A 16,488-nucleotide genomic window follows, 5' to 3' on the forward strand; every position below is an offset into this window, starting at 1 on the left:
CCCCGCCGTTCTTCTCTGGAGCCGTGCCATGGACGTCATCTCCGTCATCACCGCCAAGCGTGACCGCCGCGAGCTGACCGACGATCAGATCGACTGGGTCATCGACGCCTACACCCGCGGCGCCGTGGCCGACGAGCAGATGTCCGCGCTGGCCATGGCGATCCTGCTGAACGGGATGAACCTGCGGGAGATCGGCCGCTGGACCGAGGCGATGATCCGCTCCGGGGTCCGGATGGACTTCTCCTCCCTCGGCGTGCCCACCTCCGACAAGCACTCCACCGGCGGCGTCGGCGACAAGATCACCCTGCCGCTCGCCCCGCTGGTGGCGGCCTGCGGCGCCGCCGTGCCGCAGCTCTCCGGGCGCGGCCTCGGCCACACCGGCGGCACCCTCGACAAGCTGGAGTCGATCCCCGGCTGGCGGGCGCTGCTCTCCAACGAGGAGATGCTCCAGGTGCTGCGCGACACCGGCGCGGTGATCTGCGCGGCGGGCGACGGGCTGGCCCCCGCCGACAAGAAGCTCTACGCGCTGCGCGACGTCACCGGCACCGTCGAGGCGATCCCGCTGATCGCCTCCTCGATCATGTCCAAGAAGATCGCCGAGGGCACCGGCGCGCTGGTGCTGGACGTCAAGGTCGGCTCCGGCGCCTTCATGAAGAACCTGGCCGACGCCCAGGAGCTGGCCCGCACCATGGTCGGCCTGGGCCGCGGCGCCGGGGTCAACACGGTGGCGCTGCTCACCGACATGTCCACCCCGCTCGGCCTGACCGCGGGCAACGCGCTGGAGGTGCGCGAGTCGGTCGAGGTGCTGGCCGGCGGCGGCCCGGCCGACGTGGTCGAGCTGACCGTGGCGCTGGCCCGCGAGATGCTGTCCGCCGCCGGCGTGCACGGCAAGGACCCGGCCGAGGCGCTCAAGGACGGCTCGGCGATGGACCACTGGCGCCGCATGATCAGCGCCCAGGGCGGCGACGTGGACGCCCCGCTGCCGGTCGCCCGCGAGCAGCACGTCATCGCGGCCCCCGCCACCGGCGTGCTCACCGCCCTCGACGCCTACGCCGTCGGCGTCTGCGCCTGGCGCCTGGGCGCCGGCCGGGCCCGCAAGGAGGACCCGGTGCAGGCCGGCGCGGGCGTCGAGATGCACGCCAAGCCGGGCGACACGGTGACGGCGGGTCAGCCCCTGCTGACCCTGCACACCGACACCCCCGAGCGCTTCGAGTACGCGATCGAGGCCCTGGAGGGCGGCATCGCCGTCTCCCCGGCCGGCACCGAGTACACCCGCACCCCGCTGATCCTGGACCGGATCGGGTGATCGGGAGCGGTCGGACGACCGTCTGACGCCGTTGGGTCCGTCGATGGGCGGTACGCGTGGAACGCGTGCCGCCCATCGGCGTTTCGGCTGACCGGCGCCATGGTGGCGCGGTTGGCGCCATTGGTGCTGGACATGGCGCCATTATGGCGCCATCATTGAGTCATGGACCTCACGCCCTATGTCGAGAACCTCCGCAACGAGCTCGCCGTCGCCGCGGCCGCGGGTGGGGAGGATGCCCGGGAGTTGGCCGAGCGGCTGACGGCGCCGCTGGAGTCGGCGACCCGGTTGATGTTGTTGGGTGCGCTCTCGGCGGCGATGGGGGAAGTGACCCAGGAGCTGGCGCCCGGCTCGGTGGACGTGCGGCTGCGCGGGGTGGATCCGGAGTTCGTGGTCACCCCGGCGCCGACGGGTGAGGTCTACGTGCCGATGCCGGATGGCGCCAGTGTGGCGCCGCCGGTGCCCGCGGCGGTGCCGGCTGAGGGGGAGGAGGGCACCGCGCGGATCAACTTCCGGCTCCCCGCACACCTGAAGTCCCGGGTGGAGGACGCCGCGAGCAGGGAGGGCCTGTCGGTCAACGCCTGGCTGGTGCGCGCGGTCGCCACCGCGCTGGAGCCCGCCGACCGGGGCCCGGCCGACCGGGTGCCGGGGGGCGGTCGGCGGCGCGGCGGCCAGACCTTCACCGGCTGGGTGCGCTGACCGCGGGTCCGTTCGGCACTTCTTCGAGTCGGCGCCACGAGCGTCACGAACCAGCGTCACGAATCAACGTCACGAGTCAACGGCGCGAGCCAAGAGGACGGGACAGCCATGCCTACGTTCGACACCATCGGACCGATCACCGCGACCGTGGAGATCGACATCGCCTCGGTCCGGGTCATCGCGGGGGACCGCGCCGACACCGTGGTCGAGGTGCTGCCGGCCGACGGCGCCAGCGACCGCGACGTGCAGCAGGCGCAGCAGACGAAGGTGACCTTCACCGCCGGCCGGCTGCTGGTGAAGAGCCCCAAGAAGCGCTCGGTCTTCGCCAAGGTCGGCTCGGTGGACGTCACCGTCGAGCTGCCGGCCGGATCGGAGCTGGTGGGCACCCTCGGGGTCGGCGGCTTCCGGTGCGAAGGCCCGCTCGGCAACACCCGGTTGAAGACCGCGGCCGGTGACATCCGGGTGGACGGCGCCGCCGACGCCGACCTGCGGACCTCGCACGGCGACGTGGTGCTGGAGCTGGCCACCGGTGACGTCGAGGTGTCCGGCGGCGGCCGGGTCGAACTGGGCCGGCTGCTGGGCACCGCCACCGTGCGCAACAGCCACGGCGACACCTCGGTGCGGGAGGTGGTCGGCAACCTGGTGGCCAAGACCGCGATGGGCCGGATCACGGTCGGCACCGCGCACGCCGACGTCGAGGCCAAGAGCGCCAACGGCCCGATCCGGATCGCCGAGGTGACGCGGGGTCAGGTCCAGCTGAACACCGGGATGGGTGACGTGGAGGTCGGCATCCGGGAGGGCACCGCGGCCTGGCTGGACGCCAGCACCGGCCTCGGCACCGTGCGCAACTCGCTCGGCTCCGCCGACGGGCCGGACGACGCCGCGCGCACCGTCGAGCTGCGGGTGCGGACCTCGCTCGGCGACATCTCCGTCGTCCGCGCCTGAGTCCGGGCTGGCGGGCTGGGCGGGCTGGGCGGGATGGGAACGTTCGCGCTGCCGTGGATGTTCTGGGCTTGGCGGCCCCAGGAGAGCCCCGGGGCTGCTGTGACGGATGGGGGATGTGAGATGTCCGAGCGGGTGCAGGTGATCGCGGAGCTGCGGCCGCGGGCCGATCGGCTGGCGGAGTTCCGGGTGCAGGCGGAGGCGATGGCGGTCGCCAGCCGGGACGAACCCGGTTGCCTCTCCTACGAGTTGTACGTGGACCCGGCCGACCAGGCGCGCTGGCTGGTGGTCGAGGAGTGGGCGGACCGGGCGGCGCTGGACGCCCACCTGGCTGCCCCGCACCTGGCGGAGGCGCTGGCCCGGACAGCGGAACTGCTAACGGGGGAGCCGAGGTTGAAGATCCTGGGCGAGCCAGCGAGGTGAGCCGACGCCCCGCCGGCGGCTCAGGTTCCTCATGAGCCGTAAGTGAGCAGCGCGCTGGTGTCGATGGTCCAGGGGCCGACGCTGACGGCGTCACCGAAGACGAACTTCTCGCGCGAGGTGTAGTTCGGCAAGGAGTGCACGATCCCGGTGCCGTCGCGAGGATCCACCAGAAGGTAGTGGGGGATGCCCATGGCGGCGTAGTCGTGGACCTTGTTCTCGTAGTCGTTCTCGGGATTCGCCTGGGAGACGATCTCCACGACGAGGAGCACCTCGTGCGGCAGCAACCCTGGAGTCTGGAGGTCCAGGGCGCCTTCCGGAAAGACCATCAGATCGGGGCGACGCAGCCGACCCAGGCCGGCGTCCTCCAGATACGCGCCGGCATGAGCCACGAACCCGGGATGGGTGGTGCGCAACTGATCGTTCAACTGCCGCGCGATCCGGAGGACGGCCCGTTCATGTCGCCGGACCGGGGACACCGTCAGGACGATCTGCCCGTTGGCGATTTCGACCGCCCCTACTGAGGGAACCTGCGAGAGCTGGTCGGCATTCTCGCGAAGCCTGGCGAACGCCACCGGATCGATGCTCATGCCTGGAGCGTACTCACCACACGTGCCTGCCGGGTCGCGTAGAGCGTCACGCCCGTGGCCAGCGTCATGGCGACCAGGCCGACGGTGGCCGCGCCGGACCAGCCGGTGGCGTGGTAGGCGTCGGCGCCGAGGGTGCCGCCGAGGCTGTTGCCCAGGTAGTAGGCGATCAGGTAGAGCGCGGAGGCCTGGGCGCGGCCGTGGGTGGCGGTGCGGCCGACGGCGGAGGAGGCCGTGGCGTGGCCGGCGAAGAAGCCGGCGGTGATCAGCACCAGGCCGAGCAGGGTGCCGAGCAGCGAGTCGGTGAGCGAGAGCAGCAGACCGGCGGTGGTGCAGCCGATCGCGGCGTAGAGCGCGCCGCGCCGGCCCAGCCGGGCGGCGAGCCGGCCGGCCCCGGCGGAGGAGGCGGTGCCGACCAGGTAGACCACGAAGATCGAGGCGGCCACCGACTCGGGCAGGTGGAACGGCGCCGCGATCAGCCGGAAGCCGACGGTGTTGTAGACCGCGCCGAAGACCGCCATGAAGAGCGCGCCCAGCGCGTACAGCCGCAGCAGCAGCGGGTCCCGCAGGTGCGCGCCCACCGTGCGGCCGAGCGCCCGGGCGTCCACCGGCGCGCGGCGGAAGTTCCGCGCCGGCGGGATCAGCAGTCGGAAGGCGGCGGTGGCTGCGAGCGCCAGCAGCGCCGAGACCGTCAGCCCCCAGCGCCAGCCCCAGGCGGCTCCGGCCCAGCCGGCCACCAGCCGTCCGCCCATTCCGCCGATGCTGTTGCCCGCCACGTAGAGCCCCATCGCCGAGGCGAGCGCGCTCGGGTGCACCTCCTCGGCCAGGTAGGCCATCGCGGTGGCGGGCAGTCCGGCCAGTGCCGCGCCCTGCACGGCGCGCAGCACGACCAGGGTGGTCAGGTTCGGCGCGAACGGCAGCGCCAGCGCGATCAGCGAGGCGGAGAGCACCGAGCCGGTCATCACGGCGGTGCGGCCGAACCGGTCGGAGAGCGCGCTGGCGGGCAGCAGGGCCAGGGCCAGTCCGAGCGTGGCGGCGGAGGCGGTCCAGCTGGCCTGACCGGGCGTCAGCCCGAGGTCGGCGGAGAGCAGCGGGAGCAGCCCCTGGGTGGAGTAGAGCAGGACGAAGGTGGCGATACCGGCGGCGAAGAGTGCCAGGTTGGAGCGGCGGAAGGCCCGCTGGCCGGGGAGGAGTCGGGCGTCCTCGGCGGCTGGCTGGGTGGTTGGGTTGGTGACCTCGGCGGTTGTGGGGGCGGCGGTCGGCGCACCGAACGCCTCGGTATCGACGGTGGGCATGGCACTGAACGTAGTCCCGGATCATTCCATGCGTCCAATACATGATTGACGGATAATCCATACGGTGATGCATGAGCAGCCGCCCCTCGATCTCGACCTCGGCCCCGACTCGCCCGCCGCCCTGCTGGCGCCCCGGCTGGCCCAGTTCGCGGCCGTCGCCCGACTGGAGCACGTGACCCGGGCGGCCGAGGAACTGGGTGTGCCGCAGCCCACGCTCTCGCGCGCGATCGCCCGGCTGGAGGGCGAGTTGGGCGTCGCCCTGCTGGACCGGCAGGGCCGCTCGGTGCGGCTCACCCGAGCCGGCCGGCTGCTGCTCGGCTCGGTCGAGCGGGCGCTCGTCGAGCTCGACCGGGGCACCCGGGCGGTGCTGGCCGAGGTCGACCCGGCGGCCGGCCGGGTGGCCTTCGGGTTTCTCCACACCCTGGGGACGGACGCGGTGCCGGCGCTGCTGCGCGAGTTCCGGGTCGACCACCCGCAGGCGCGGTTCCAGCTGGCCCAGGACTACGTGGCCGCGATGCTGGACCGGCTGCGCTCCGGCGAGCTGGACCTCTGCCTGGTCTCGCCGCTGCCGCAGGTGCCCGATCTGACGGTGCACCAGCTGGACGAGCAGGAGCTCTACCTGGCCGTGCCCGCCGACCACCGGCTGGCCCGGCGGGTGGGGGCGGTGGCCGGCGGTGGCGGTGGTTCGGTGGCCGGCGGTGGCGGTGGCGGTGGCGATGGCGGTGGTGGTCGTCGGAGGCTGCGGCTGGCGGAGGCGGCCCAGGAACCGTTCGTGGCGGTCGAGCCCGGCTACGGGCTGCGCACGCTGACCGACGACTTCTGCGCCCAGGCCGGCTTCGCGCCCCGGATCGCGTTCGAGGGCGAGGAGGTGGAGACGCTGCGCGGGCTGGTCGCGGCGGGACTCGGGGTGGCCCTGCTGCCGCGCGGGCTGATGCCGCGGCCCGGGGTGGTGGACCTGGCGGTCACCGCACCGCGCACCCGGCGGGCGATCGGGCTGGCCTGGCTCGCGGGGCGCCGACTTCCGACGCCGGCCGAGGCGTTCCGCGACTTCGTGCTGGCCCGCCGCGGGCGGCTGCTGGAGCACGGGTGAGGGGCGGTGTCGTTTCGCGTGAGGGCGAAAGGTGAGGTTTCGCGTGGAAGAGAAAGGGGGCGCGTGCCGGTGAAGGGTGCCGTGACGGCTCCATGCGGCGCTTCTTGAGTGGCTCTGGGGTGCGGCGTGGTGTGTGTGCGGGGCCGTGCTGGTGTGCACGGCCCCGCACTGGGTGTGGGGCGCCCCGTTCCCGCCCTCGTCGTCCGGATCTGCACGTGGTGGTGAGTTGTGCGGTGTGCGCGGTCACCTGTACGCGATGCTGAGCTGCACTGTTGGTGAGGAATCGAACCCCTGCGTTGCTCTTCACGCGCCAAGGGCCGGATAAACCGCCGACCCGCGGTGTGTGCACGCCTCCGTGACGACTACCTGCTTCCCACACCCGGCTCGTGGGGGTCAGTCCTCGATCAGGTCGATCTCCCAGTTGGTGCGCTGGATCAGGGCGTCCACCTCGCGGATCTCCTTGGCCAGGACGTCCGCCTGGGCACGGAGTTCTGCGACCGGTAGCGCGGAGAGGATCCGGAGTTCGGACCGCAGTTGCCGTACGGCCCCGCGCTGGTCACGTCCGGAGGCGGCGTCGGCCGCCGCGGTGATCACCGAGTGGCGCAGCCGCAGGACGTCCCGGCGGGCGAGGGCGTCGGTCAGGGTGCCGCCGCCCTCGATGAGCGTGGTGGAGTTGGTCCGGTTGATCTGACGGATCAGCCGCTCCAGCTCGTCCAGCACCTCACCGGACTGGGCCAGGACCTCCGCCGCGTTCTCGGCCGGCTCCTCGCCCTCCTGGTAGCGGGCGCTGCCGACGATGCGCGTCCGCAACTGCTCCACCCGCCGCACAGCAGCCGAGCGCTGCGCGAGCGCTTCAGCCAGTTTCACTGCGCCACCACCTCTACGTCCTCCTGATCGTCTGGCAAGTATGCACGGCAGGGCCTGACTGACAGTTAGCGGGGCGGGGCGGGGCGGGGCGGGGCGGGGCGGGGCGGGGCGGGGCGGGGCGCCGGCCGGACTGGCCAGGCCGGCGCCGGGCGGGTTCATGGAACGACCGTCACGGGTCTGGTGCGACGGTGCACTCCTGACTCGGGCGGTCAATCGTCGATGACACGAACCGCTGTCCGTCAGCCTGCGGCGGCAATCGGCCAAGGTCCGGCGGCACAGGACATGAGGTTTCGCCTCCGCGCGAAAGGCCGACGTTTCGCTGGTGCGCGAAAGGCCGACGTTTCGCTCGTGCGCGAAAGGACGATGTTTCACCTCAGCACGAAACAACGAGCCTTCGCCTCCGCGCGAGACAACGCCGCGAGGATCAAGGGTGCCGTGATCCGGCCGGAGGCCGCCCACCCCGTCGGCGAGGTGGGCGAGCCCTGCGGCCCCGGTGCCCCTTTCGGCGCCGGGTGAGCGGGTGGCCCCCTCGCCGACGGTGCGTCAGCCAGTCACGTCGGTGGTCCACTTGCTCGGGTCGGTGCCCAGCAGGGTGAACCGGTGCAGCCAGGCGTCGGGGCCACCGAGCGCGGCGAGCGGGTCGGGACCGCTGTCGTAGCGGGGGACGCAGGCGTGCACGCCCTGGTCCGAGACGCACACGTCCGTGGGGCGGGCGGGGACGGAGTCGGGGGTGATGTCGGTGGGGACGGCGGTGCTGCCGTCCTGCGACGAGACGACCACGCGCACTGACCAGTCCGACCCAGCGGTGCCGAGCGTGCGCTGGAAGTCCAGCTGCGAGAAGGTGTCGCCGCCCGGCACGGCGAGGCGGAAGGGCAGCGGCACCGGCTGCGCGTCGGGCGCCACGTCGGCCGCCACCCGCAGCGACATCTGCTGCTCCTGACCGGCGGGCATGCCCATCCCGTCGAGTTCAGCCCAGCGGCCGTCCGCCAACTGCCAGCGCAGCTCCTTGGTTCCGGCCGGGTTGAGCTTGTCGTCCAGGAGCCAGTACGCCGGCCGGCCGTTGACGGCCGGGGCCGCGACCAGGGTGACGTGCACGCCGGCGACCTCGGTGTCGCCGGGGGCGGAGCCCTGCGGGTACAGGCTCAGGATGAAGGACAGTGCGGTGCCCGCGGTCGCCGAGGAGGCCGAGGCGAGCAGCGAGGCTCCCTGGGGGTCCACCCGGTAGGTGAGGGTGGCGACCCCGTCGGGCAGCCAGCCGAACCGCAGGCCCGGGTGCAGCGGGTCGCTTCCGGTGGCGGGTGCGCCCGTCTGCGGGAGCGACGGTTGGGGCGCGGGCTGCGCCGAAGACCCGGCACCCGAGCCCGAGCCCGAGCCCGAGCCCGTGTCCGTGGCCGGCCCGGCGAGCGGTCCGGCGGAGTGGGCGCCGGCGTTGGGGCGCAGCACGGTCAGGGCGCCTGCGGTCGCCGCGATCACCACCACCGTCCCCAGCACGGTCAGTCGCCGGCGCATGATCCGGGCCCGGCCCTGCCGCACGGCCCGGGCCGCGCTGACCGTGCTGGGCGGCGCCTCGCACTCCGCCAGCATGCCCAGCTCGCGCTCGACGGCGGTGTCGAACCGCGGGTTCTCCTCCATCACCGGCTCCCCTCCATGGATCGCAGCGTCAGCGTGCGCCGGAGGGCGTCCAGTGCCCGCGAGGTCTGGCTCTTCACGTTGCCCGTGGAGCAGCCGAGCGCCTCGGCCGTCTGCTCCACCGTCAGATCGCAGTAGTGGCGCAGCACCACGGTGGCCCGCTGCCGGGGCGGCAGCGCCGCCAGGGCCCGGCGCACGTCCAGTACCGCGTCCTGGTCGGGTGCTGTCCAGGCCTGCTCGGGCTGCGCGGTGCCCGTCCTGGTCCAGCGGCGCCAGGGCGAGCGCTGCTCGGCGAGGAAGGTGTTCACCAGCACCGTCCGCGCGTAGCCGTCCAGGTTCTCCACCCGGCTCGCCCTGGACCAGTTGGTGTAGAGCTTGGTGATCGTCTCCTGCACCAGGTCGTCCGCCCGGTGCCAGTCCGAGCACAGCAGGTACGCGACCTTGCGCAGCCAGCCGGCCCTGGAGGCCACGTAGTCCGTGAACTCGGCGTCGCGTGTCTGCCCCGCCATGCTCCCGGCCCCCCTTCCCCTCGGCGGCGGCACGGGTCGTGCCGCTCGCCTCCCTAATGCGGCCGATCCGCGGAAGGTTGCACGGCACCCGCCGGTGGTTCCGGCGGACCCGCCGGCGGGTTTCGCACCGTCAGGCGTGCTGCGGGGCCGGTCGTCAGCATGAAGGTCCACCGGGCGGACGGCTGCGGCGGACCGGACCATCGTGTCGATCGCCGTACCGGACATCCAGCACCAGCTGAAGCCGACCAGTACGGCCCGGCGAGTCGTTGGGATTCTACGCGCGTAGGCCTTACACTCCCGCAATGGAGAAGCAGATCCCTGTACCCGCGGGCACCACGGCCCCGCGCACCCCGACCGCCGACCAGATCCGCCGCGCCCCGAAGGTGGTGCTGCACGACCACCTGGACGGCGGCCTCCGCCCCGAGACGATCGTCGAGCTCGCCGCCGCCTGCGGCTACACCAACCTGCCTACCACCGACCCGGCCAAGCTCGGCGTCTGGTTCCGCGAGGCGGCCGACTCCGGCTCGCTGGAGCGGTACCTGGAGACCTTCGCCCACACCTGCGCCGTGATGCAGACCCGGGACGCGCTGATCAAGGTCGCGGCCGACTGCGCCGAGGACCTGGCCGCCGACGGCGTGGTTTACGCCGAGGTGCGCTACGCCCCCGAGCAGCACCTGGAGGGCGGCCTGACCCTGGACCAGGTCGTCGACGCGGTGCAGGACGGCTTCCGGCTCGGCGAGGCCAACGCCCGCGCGGCCGGCCACCGGATCCGGATCGGCACCCTGATCACCGCGATGCGGCACGCCGCCCGCTCGCAGGAGATCGCCGAGCTGGCCAACCGCCACCGGGACAACGGCGTGGTCGGCTTCGACATCGCCGGTGCCGAGGCCGGCTTCCCCCCCACCCGGCACCAGGCCGCCTTCGACTACCTCAAGGGCGAGAACAACCACTTCACCATCCACGCCGGCGAGGCCTTCGGTCTGCCGTCGATCTGGGAGGCGCTGCAGTGCTGCGGCGCCGACCGGCTCGGCCACGGCGTGCGGATCACCGACGACATCACGGTGCACGAGGACGGCTCGGTGACCCTGGGCCGGCTCGCCGCCTACGTCCGGGACAAGCGGATCCCGCTGGAGATGTGCCCCACCTCCAACCTGCAGACCGGCGCGGCCAGCTCCTACGCCGAGCACCCGATCGGCCTGCTGGCCCGGCTGAAGTACCGGGTCACGGTGAACACCGACAACCGCCTGATGAGCGGCACCAGCATGAGCCAGGAGTTCGCCCACCTGGTGGAGGCGTTCGGCTACGACCTGGACGACATGCAGTGGTTCACCGTGAACGCGCTCAAGTCGGCCTTCCTGCCGTTCGACGAGCGCCTCGCGATGATCAACGAGGTGGTCAAGCCGGGCTACGCCGAGCTGCGTTCCGAGTGGCTGTTCGGCACCTCGTCCTGAGCTGACGTTTCATCAGAAACCTTTTGTCATACGGTCCGACAGGTCACTCACAGGAGTGAGGGGCTTTTGGCCCGGGCCCGGGCCACTGTCTACGGTGTGCCAGTCACTGCTGACACGGCGCGGCGGCGTACCCCGGGGCGGCTGCCGCCCCGGCCCGTCCGCGGCGCCGGCCCGACAGACGCGAGGACTACTGATGAAGCAGGCCACTCTGAAGGCCGCCGGCACCGCGGCGCTCGCCATCGCGGCGGTCGCCGCCGGGACCGCCTCGGCCGCTGCGGCCCCCGGCCTCAGCGCGCTGCCCACCGGCGGCCTGCCCGACACCGGCGGCGCGACCAGCACGCTGAGCAAGACCCCGTTGGTCGGCGGCCCGGTCGCGCAGACCACCGGCCTGCTCGGCCAGGGTGCCGGCCAGCAGGCGACCGCCGGCGACCAGACCGCCGCCGCCCCCACCCGGGCGCTGCCGGTCGCCGCGGTGCAGGGCGTCACCAAGCAGGCCGGCGGCCCGCTGGGCGGCGTGGTGGGCAGCGCGGTCCCGCTGAGCGGCGGGCTGCCGCTGGGCGGCTGACGTCGTCTCCGTCCGCGCGAGCACGGCCCTGCGAACGGGGCCGACTCCGCGTGAGCGCGGCCCTGCGAACGGGGCCGACTCCGCGCGAGCACGGCCCTGCGCACGGGGCCGACTCCGCGTGAGCGCGGCCCTGCACACGGGGCCGGCTCAGCGCGTGCGGGCGTGACCCGCGTGCCAGGGCGTGACCCCACGTCTCACACCGCCCCGGCACGCACGAGAGCGCGGTCCCCGTTCGACGGGGGCCGCGCTCTCGCGTGTGCCGGGCCGGTCGTGGATCCACGGATCCGCGGCCGGGGCGGCCGGTTCACGGTTCCTGGGGGAGCAGCAGCCACAGGCCCAGGTAGATCAGGACCTGCGGGCCGGGCAGCAGGCAGGAGAGCACGAAGATCAGCCGGACCGTCCAGGGGGTGAGGCCGAAGCGCTCGGCCACCCCGGCGCAGACACCGGCGATCAGACGGTTGTGACGGGGGCGGGCCAGGGTGCGCATCGTGTTCTCCCAGTTCAGGGGCGGATCGGATGCCTCCATCGTGGCCCGGGCCGGGCCGGTCAGGCGTCCGCCCGAATGCCGATCCGCGACCCCCGGGTCTCCCCGGGCTGGGTGACCCGGATCTGGGGGTCGGCCTCAGGGTCGGCCCTGAGAACCGGCGGGTTGGGGACGTCGACGCCACCCGCACTGGTACCCCCGGCGGCCCGGGCGCGCAGCGCGGCCCGGGTGGCCGGCACCAGCAGCAGGTGCACCAGGGCGGCGCCGACCACACCGATCAGCACGTCGTCCACGTTCAGCACCCGGCCGGCCGAGGTCTCCAGCACCTCCAGCCCGGTGGCGATCAGCGCGCTCAGCCCGACCGCGTGCAGGAAGGACGGCAGCCAGCGGGTGTACAGCCGGCCCCCGACCAGGGGGAGCAGCACGCCGAACGGGGCGGTCTGGGCCAGCGCGGCCAGCACCTGGCGGGCCGCCGTGCCGCCGCCGGCCGCGAACGCGCGGTGCAGGGTGGCGAAGGGTGTGAGGTTGGCGTCGTAGGCCCAGGCGGTGGCCGGGACCGCACGCAGGGTCAGCCAGCTGAGCACCGCGAAGTGCAGGGTGAGCAGGACCACGGCTCCCGAGCGGAGCGCTGCGGGGAGCGTGGCGCCGCCCCCGGGCCGAGCCTCGGGGTCCGGTCCTCGCTCTGGGACTCGCACCGTGCCGGGCGTGCTCCGCACGCCGGTGCCATCTCGCTGCACGCCCCCGAAGACGCCCCTGCGCGCCGTACCGGTTCCCGGGGGTGTCGCCGTCACCTGGGTGTCCTCACTCACAGAGACTCACAGAGGCTCACAGAGCCGGTCGCGGGCTCCGGCCCGGCCGTCCGGCTGCTCGGCCGCTCGGGCTACTCGTCGTCGCAGTGCAGGGTGCCGCTCGGGCTGGGCGAGGGCGAGGGCAGGGCGCTGAACAGGCTGCCGTCGGGCAGCGACGGGGTGGCGCTGGGCAGCGGGGACGGCGTCACGCCCTTGGCCGGCGCGTGCTGGACGCCCACGGAGGGGGAGGCCGCCGCCGGTGGGCGCAGCGGGGTGGGGCAGGAGGTGCGGCTGGCCGGCGCGCCGGCGTCCACCGGGATCGCGGTCGGCCGGATCCCGCACCCGCCGGCCAGCAGGGCGACCGCGGTCGCCGCGCCGGCGGCCAGCGCCCAGCGCCGGAACCGGCCACCGACCGCCCCGCTGTCACCCGCACCCGCACCAACACCCGCACCCAGCGCCCGGTGCGTCACCCGCACCCGCGCCCGCAGTTGCTCGCTCGTTCCGTCGCCCGTCATGCCTCGGACCTCCGCCCGGTCGATTCCCCCGAGCCCCCCGAGATCCCCGAGCCCCCCGGCGCCCCCGGCTCCTGCCGCTGCCCCTCGGCGGGCACGGCGGACGGCGGGCGCAGCGGCAGCCGCAGCGTGAACACCGCGCCCTGCTCGCCGTTGGCGGCGGTGATGGTGCCGCCGTGGATCTGTGCGTTGGCCATCGCGATGGACAGCCCCAGGCCGCTGCCCTCGGACCGGGCCCGGCCCTTGTCGGCCTTGTAGAACCGGTCGAAGACGTGCGGCAGCACGTCCTGCGGGATGCCCGGTCCGCTGTCGCTGACCTGCACCACCACCTCGCCGGCCCCGGTCGGGCCGACTCCCTGGCGGACCGTCACCTTGACCGGCGAGCCGCCGTGCTTGAGCGCGTTGCCGATCAGGTTGGCGAAGACCACGTCCAGCCGGCGCGGGTCCACCACGGCCAGCACGCCGCGCGGCGCGTCGACCTCCACCGCGTCGTACCAGGCGCGGCCGTCGATGCAGGACATCACCAGGTCGGCGATGTCCATCTCGTCGGCGACCAGTTTGGCGGTGCCCGCGTCGAACCGGGTCACCTCCATCAGGTTCTCCACCAGGTCGGAGAGCCGCCGGGTCTCGCTGACCACGAGCCGGACGGCCGGCTCGATCATCGGGTCGAGCGACTCGGCCTCGTCCTCCAGGATGTCGGTGACGGCGGTCATCGCGGTCAGCGGGGTGCGCAGCTCGTGCGACATGTCGGCGACGAACCGCCGGCTCTGCGCCTCCCGGGCGCTCAGCCCCTCCACCTGCTCGGAGAGCGCCTCGGCGGTGCTGTTGAAGGTCCTTGCCAGGTCGGAGAGTTCGTCGGTGCCGCTGACCTCCAGCCGGGTGTCCAGCTTGCCCTCGCCCAACCGCTTGGCGGCCTCGGCGAGTTGGCGGACCGGGCGGAGCACGGTGGCGGAGGCCGCTTGGGCCAGCAGGGTGGCCGCGATCAGCGCCAGCAGGGTGGCCACGGCCAGCGACCAGCCCAGCGTGTTGAGGTCGGCCCGCTCGTTGTCCAGCGACTTGAACATGAAGGCGGTCGGCCCGGTCGGCACCACCCGGGTGCCGCCGACCACGTAGGGGTGGCCGTCCAGGTCCACCCGCTGCCAGTACAGGTGGTACGTGTACGGGTTGCCCTGGCCGGTGGCCCGCGGGGTGTCCACCGCGGTGAGCAGCGCGCGCGGCACCTGGCCCATGGTGAAGCGCGGGTCCGAACTCGCCGAGCAGCCAGGCTGGTTCTCGTCCGAGACCACCACGTTGTAGCTCAGCCCGGAGCTGGCCACGGTGTTCGCCAGCGCGACCAGGTCGGGGCAGGAGGCGTTCAGCGGCAGGCTGGAGACGTTGCGGCTGAGCGAGACCCGGAAGTCGTTCAGCGCGGTGTCCTGGGCGCGCTTGAGCACCGCGTCCCGGTTCAGCCAGTAGGCGATGCCGGAGGCGGAGACCGCTGCGGTCAGCGCCACCACGGCGAAGACGGCGGCCAGCCGGACCCGCAGCGAGCTCAGGCGCAGCCGCCGCCGCCAGGCCTGGCGGCGGCCGATCTGTTGGTCAGTCACGTCTCGGGTCAGCCGTTCGCTCTGGACTGTCGGTCAACTCTGGCGGGCGCGGACGCGCCGCTCAGGAGGGCGGGTCCAGACGATAGCCCACCCCGCGGACCGTGCGGATCAGGGTGGGGGCCGAGGGCACGTCCTCCACCTTGGCCCGCAGCCGCTGCACGCAGGCGTCCACCAGGCGGGAGTCGCCCAGGTAGTCGTGCTCCCAGACCAGCCGGAGCAGTTGCTGGCGGGAGAGCGCCTGGCCGGGACGCCGGCTGAGCTCCAGCAGCAGCCGCAGCTCGGTCGGGGTGAGTTGGAGGTCCTCGCCGTCCTTGGTGACCGTCATCGCCGAGCGGTCGATCACCAGCGACCCGAAGGCCGAGGAGTCCGAGTTCTCCCGCTCGCCGCGGCGCAGCACGGCGCGGATCCGGGCGTCCAGCACCCGGGGCTGCACGGGTTTGACGACGTAGTCGTCGGCGCCGGACTCCAGGCCCACCACCACGTCGATGTCGTCCGAGCGTGCCGTGAGCAGGATGATCGGCAGTTGGTCGCTGCGGCGGATCCGGCGGCAGACCTCGAAGCCGTCGATCCCGGGCAGCATCACGTCCAGCACGATCAGGTCGGGCCGCTGCTCCTTGAACAGGCGCAGCCCGTCCTCGCCGGACGCGGCGGCGGCCACACGGTGGCCCTGGCGGGTGAGGGCGAGTTCGAGACCCGTCCGGATGGCGTCGTCGTCCTCGATCAATAGCAGGAAAGGCACCTGTTCATTCTTGCTCACCGGGTGTGCCCCCGGGAACCGTCCGGGGTCACAGAGGCGTCAAGGGTGTCGAGCGCCACTGCGTGACCAAAGTCCCGGGGCTTGTGACACCGCTGTGACAGTTGGCGGACACCGCCATGACGGGTGGGCGGCAGGATTTTCCTTGTCACCGCGACCGACCACGAGAGTGGGAGGGGGAACGGGGACGGTGATAAGGACCCGCTCGTACCGACCATGGGGGCGCCACGATGAACGCAACGCTTGAGACCCGGAGCTTCTGGGACGGCAAGCGCGCCGCGGAGGCGTTGGCCGTTACGGCGGAGGCAGGCTGCTCGGGGGGACGCCGGGGGAGCGCGAGCGGCCGAGGTCACGGGGGGACGAAGGGGGCGACCCTCTACCGGGTGGGGCCGGTGGCGGAGAACCTCCCCTCGACGGGGCAGCAGGGAGGCGCGCAGGGGGAGCACCCGGCCGCCGAGGTGGACCACCTGACGGAGTTCACCGCGTACGTGCGCGAGCGCCGCGCCTCCCTGTACGCCACCGCCTACCACCTGACCGGCGACCGCTTCGAGGCCGAGGACCTGCTGCAGAGCGCGCTCTTCAGCACCTACCGCGCCTGGGGCCGGATCGCCGACAAGGCGGCGGTCGGCGGCTACCTGCGCCGCACCATGACCAACCTGCACATCTCGGCCTGGCGCCGCCGCAAGCTCAACGAGTACCCGACCGAGGAGCTGCCCGAGACCGTCGGCGACACCGACGCGATGGGCGGCACCGAACTGCGCGCCGTGCTCTGGCAGGCGCTGGCCAAGCTGCCGGAGAACCAGCGCACCATGCTGGTGCTCCGCTACTACGAGGGCCGCACCGACCCGGAGATCGCCGACATCCTGGGCATCAGCGTCGGCACCGTGAAGAGCAGCATCTGGCGCGCCCTGCGCCGGCTGCGCGACGACGAGCACCTCAACCGCACCGGCGACACCGTGCACGCCTTCGGCGAGCTGGTCGCCTGAGTACCAATGAACTCCCGTCGG

At 73.2% G+C, this 16,488-nt stretch carries 18 protein-coding genes; 8 read left to right on the top strand and 10 right to left on the bottom strand.

Annotation, left to right across the window (positions count from 1 at the left end):
* Nucleotides 1–28 precede the first annotated feature (28 nt).
* The 4 genes from FHX73_RS17140 (at nucleotide 29) to FHX73_RS17155 (ending at nucleotide 3,367) form a co-directional block, all read left to right on the top strand.
* On the top strand, nucleotides 29–1,306 hold the full coding sequence (locus FHX73_RS17140; RefSeq protein ID WP_145905824.1) for a thymidine phosphorylase: 1,278 nt from the start codon (nucleotides 29–31) through the stop codon (nucleotides 1,304–1,306).
* Nucleotides 1,307–1,468: 162 nt separating this feature from the next.
* A complete protein-coding gene (locus FHX73_RS17145; protein ID WP_145905825.1) occupies nucleotides 1,469–2,002 on the top strand; it encodes a hypothetical protein in 534 nt (177 codons plus the stop codon).
* 108 nt (nucleotides 2,003–2,110) lie between these two features.
* Nucleotides 2,111–2,947, top strand: a complete 837-nt coding sequence (locus FHX73_RS17150) for a DUF4097 family beta strand repeat-containing protein (RefSeq protein WP_145905826.1) — start codon at nucleotides 2,111–2,113, stop codon at nucleotides 2,945–2,947.
* Nucleotides 2,948–3,067: 120 nt separating this feature from the next.
* A complete protein-coding gene (locus FHX73_RS17155; protein WP_145905827.1) occupies nucleotides 3,068–3,367 on the top strand; it encodes a putative quinol monooxygenase in 300 nt (99 codons plus the stop codon).
* Nucleotides 3,368–3,396: 29 nt separating this feature from the next.
* Here FHX73_RS17155 and FHX73_RS17160 read toward each other — a convergent pair whose 3' ends face one another.
* Both FHX73_RS17160 and FHX73_RS17165 read right to left on the bottom strand, forming a co-directional pair.
* Entirely contained in the window at nucleotides 3,397–3,954 is a 558-nt protein-coding gene (locus FHX73_RS17160) for a Uma2 family endonuclease (protein WP_145905828.1), read from the bottom strand.
* Complete coding sequence (locus FHX73_RS17165) at nucleotides 3,951–5,246, bottom strand: MFS transporter (RefSeq protein WP_145905829.1); 1,296 nt, start codon at nucleotides 5,244–5,246, stop codon at nucleotides 3,951–3,953. The genes FHX73_RS17160 and FHX73_RS17165 overlap by 4 nt, the downstream gene beginning before the upstream one ends.
* A 67-nt stretch (nucleotides 5,247–5,313) precedes the next feature.
* Between FHX73_RS17165 and FHX73_RS17170 the strand changes: the two genes are divergently transcribed.
* Nucleotides 5,314–6,336 (top strand): LysR family transcriptional regulator, encoded by a 1,023-nt coding sequence (locus FHX73_RS17170; protein WP_145908342.1) that lies wholly within the window; start codon nucleotides 5,314–5,316, stop codon nucleotides 6,334–6,336.
* 393 nt (nucleotides 6,337–6,729) lie between these two features.
* On the opposite strand, the gene FHX73_RS17175 is transcribed toward FHX73_RS17170, so the two are convergent.
* The 3 genes from FHX73_RS17175 to FHX73_RS17190 form a co-directional block, all read right to left on the bottom strand.
* Nucleotides 6,730–7,203: a DIP1984 family protein gene (locus tag FHX73_RS17175; protein ID WP_145905830.1), complete on the bottom strand. Its 474-nt coding sequence runs from the start codon at nucleotides 7,201–7,203 to the stop codon at nucleotides 6,730–6,732.
* Nucleotides 7,204–7,746: 543 nt separating this feature from the next.
* Nucleotides 7,747–8,835 carry a hypothetical protein gene (locus FHX73_RS17185; protein ID WP_145905831.1) on the bottom strand — a complete coding sequence of 363 codons (1,089 nt, stop codon included), beginning with the start codon at nucleotides 8,833–8,835 and terminating at the stop codon, nucleotides 7,747–7,749.
* Nucleotides 8,835–9,341, bottom strand: coding sequence for a SigE family RNA polymerase sigma factor (locus FHX73_RS17190; protein WP_145905832.1), 507 nt, complete (start codon nucleotides 9,339–9,341; stop codon nucleotides 8,835–8,837). The genes FHX73_RS17185 and FHX73_RS17190 overlap by 1 nt, the downstream gene beginning before the upstream one ends.
* Before the next feature lie 302 nt (nucleotides 9,342–9,643).
* On the opposite strand from FHX73_RS17190, the gene FHX73_RS17195 reads away from it, so the two are divergent.
* Together FHX73_RS17195 and FHX73_RS17200 are read left to right on the top strand one after the other, a co-directional pair.
* Nucleotides 9,644–10,792, top strand: coding sequence for an adenosine deaminase (locus FHX73_RS17195; RefSeq protein ID WP_145905833.1), 1,149 nt, complete (start codon nucleotides 9,644–9,646; stop codon nucleotides 10,790–10,792).
* Nucleotides 10,793–10,985: 193 nt separating this feature from the next.
* Nucleotides 10,986–11,357: a hypothetical protein gene (locus FHX73_RS17200; protein ID WP_145905834.1), complete on the top strand. Its 372-nt coding sequence runs from the start codon at nucleotides 10,986–10,988 to the stop codon at nucleotides 11,355–11,357.
* 304 nt (nucleotides 11,358–11,661) lie between these two features.
* On the opposite strand, the gene FHX73_RS17205 is transcribed toward FHX73_RS17200, so the two are convergent.
* From FHX73_RS17205 to FHX73_RS17225, 5 genes are all read right to left on the bottom strand, one after another.
* On the bottom strand, nucleotides 11,662–11,844 hold the full coding sequence (locus tag FHX73_RS17205) for a PspC domain-containing protein (RefSeq protein ID WP_145905835.1): 183 nt from the start codon (nucleotides 11,842–11,844) through the stop codon (nucleotides 11,662–11,664).
* 59 nt (nucleotides 11,845–11,903) lie between these two features.
* Nucleotides 11,904–12,452 carry a VanZ family protein gene (locus FHX73_RS17210; RefSeq protein ID WP_170304944.1) on the bottom strand — a complete coding sequence of 183 codons (549 nt, stop codon included), beginning with the start codon at nucleotides 12,450–12,452 and terminating at the stop codon, nucleotides 11,904–11,906.
* A 269-nt stretch (nucleotides 12,453–12,721) separates the two neighbouring features.
* Nucleotides 12,722–13,144 carry a hypothetical protein gene (locus FHX73_RS17215; protein ID WP_145905837.1) on the bottom strand — a complete coding sequence of 141 codons (423 nt, stop codon included), beginning with the start codon at nucleotides 13,142–13,144 and terminating at the stop codon, nucleotides 12,722–12,724.
* A complete protein-coding gene (locus tag FHX73_RS17220) occupies nucleotides 13,141–14,727 on the bottom strand; it encodes a sensor histidine kinase (RefSeq protein WP_145905838.1) in 1,587 nt (528 codons plus the stop codon). The genes FHX73_RS17215 and FHX73_RS17220 overlap by 4 nt, the downstream gene beginning before the upstream one ends.
* A gap of 61 nt (nucleotides 14,728–14,788) precedes the next feature.
* A complete protein-coding gene (locus FHX73_RS17225; protein WP_145905839.1) occupies nucleotides 14,789–15,466 on the bottom strand; it encodes a response regulator transcription factor in 678 nt (225 codons plus the stop codon).
* 245 nt (nucleotides 15,467–15,711) lie between these two features.
* Between FHX73_RS17225 and FHX73_RS17230 the strand changes: the two genes are divergently transcribed.
* On the top strand, nucleotides 15,712–16,467 hold the full coding sequence (locus tag FHX73_RS17230; RefSeq protein ID WP_145905840.1) for a SigE family RNA polymerase sigma factor: 756 nt from the start codon (nucleotides 15,712–15,714) through the stop codon (nucleotides 16,465–16,467).
* Nucleotides 16,468–16,488: the final 21 nt, after the last annotated feature.

Source organism: Kitasatospora viridis, assembly GCF_007829815.1.
Lineage (GTDB): Bacteria > Actinomycetota > Actinomycetes > Streptomycetales > Streptomycetaceae > Kitasatospora > Kitasatospora viridis.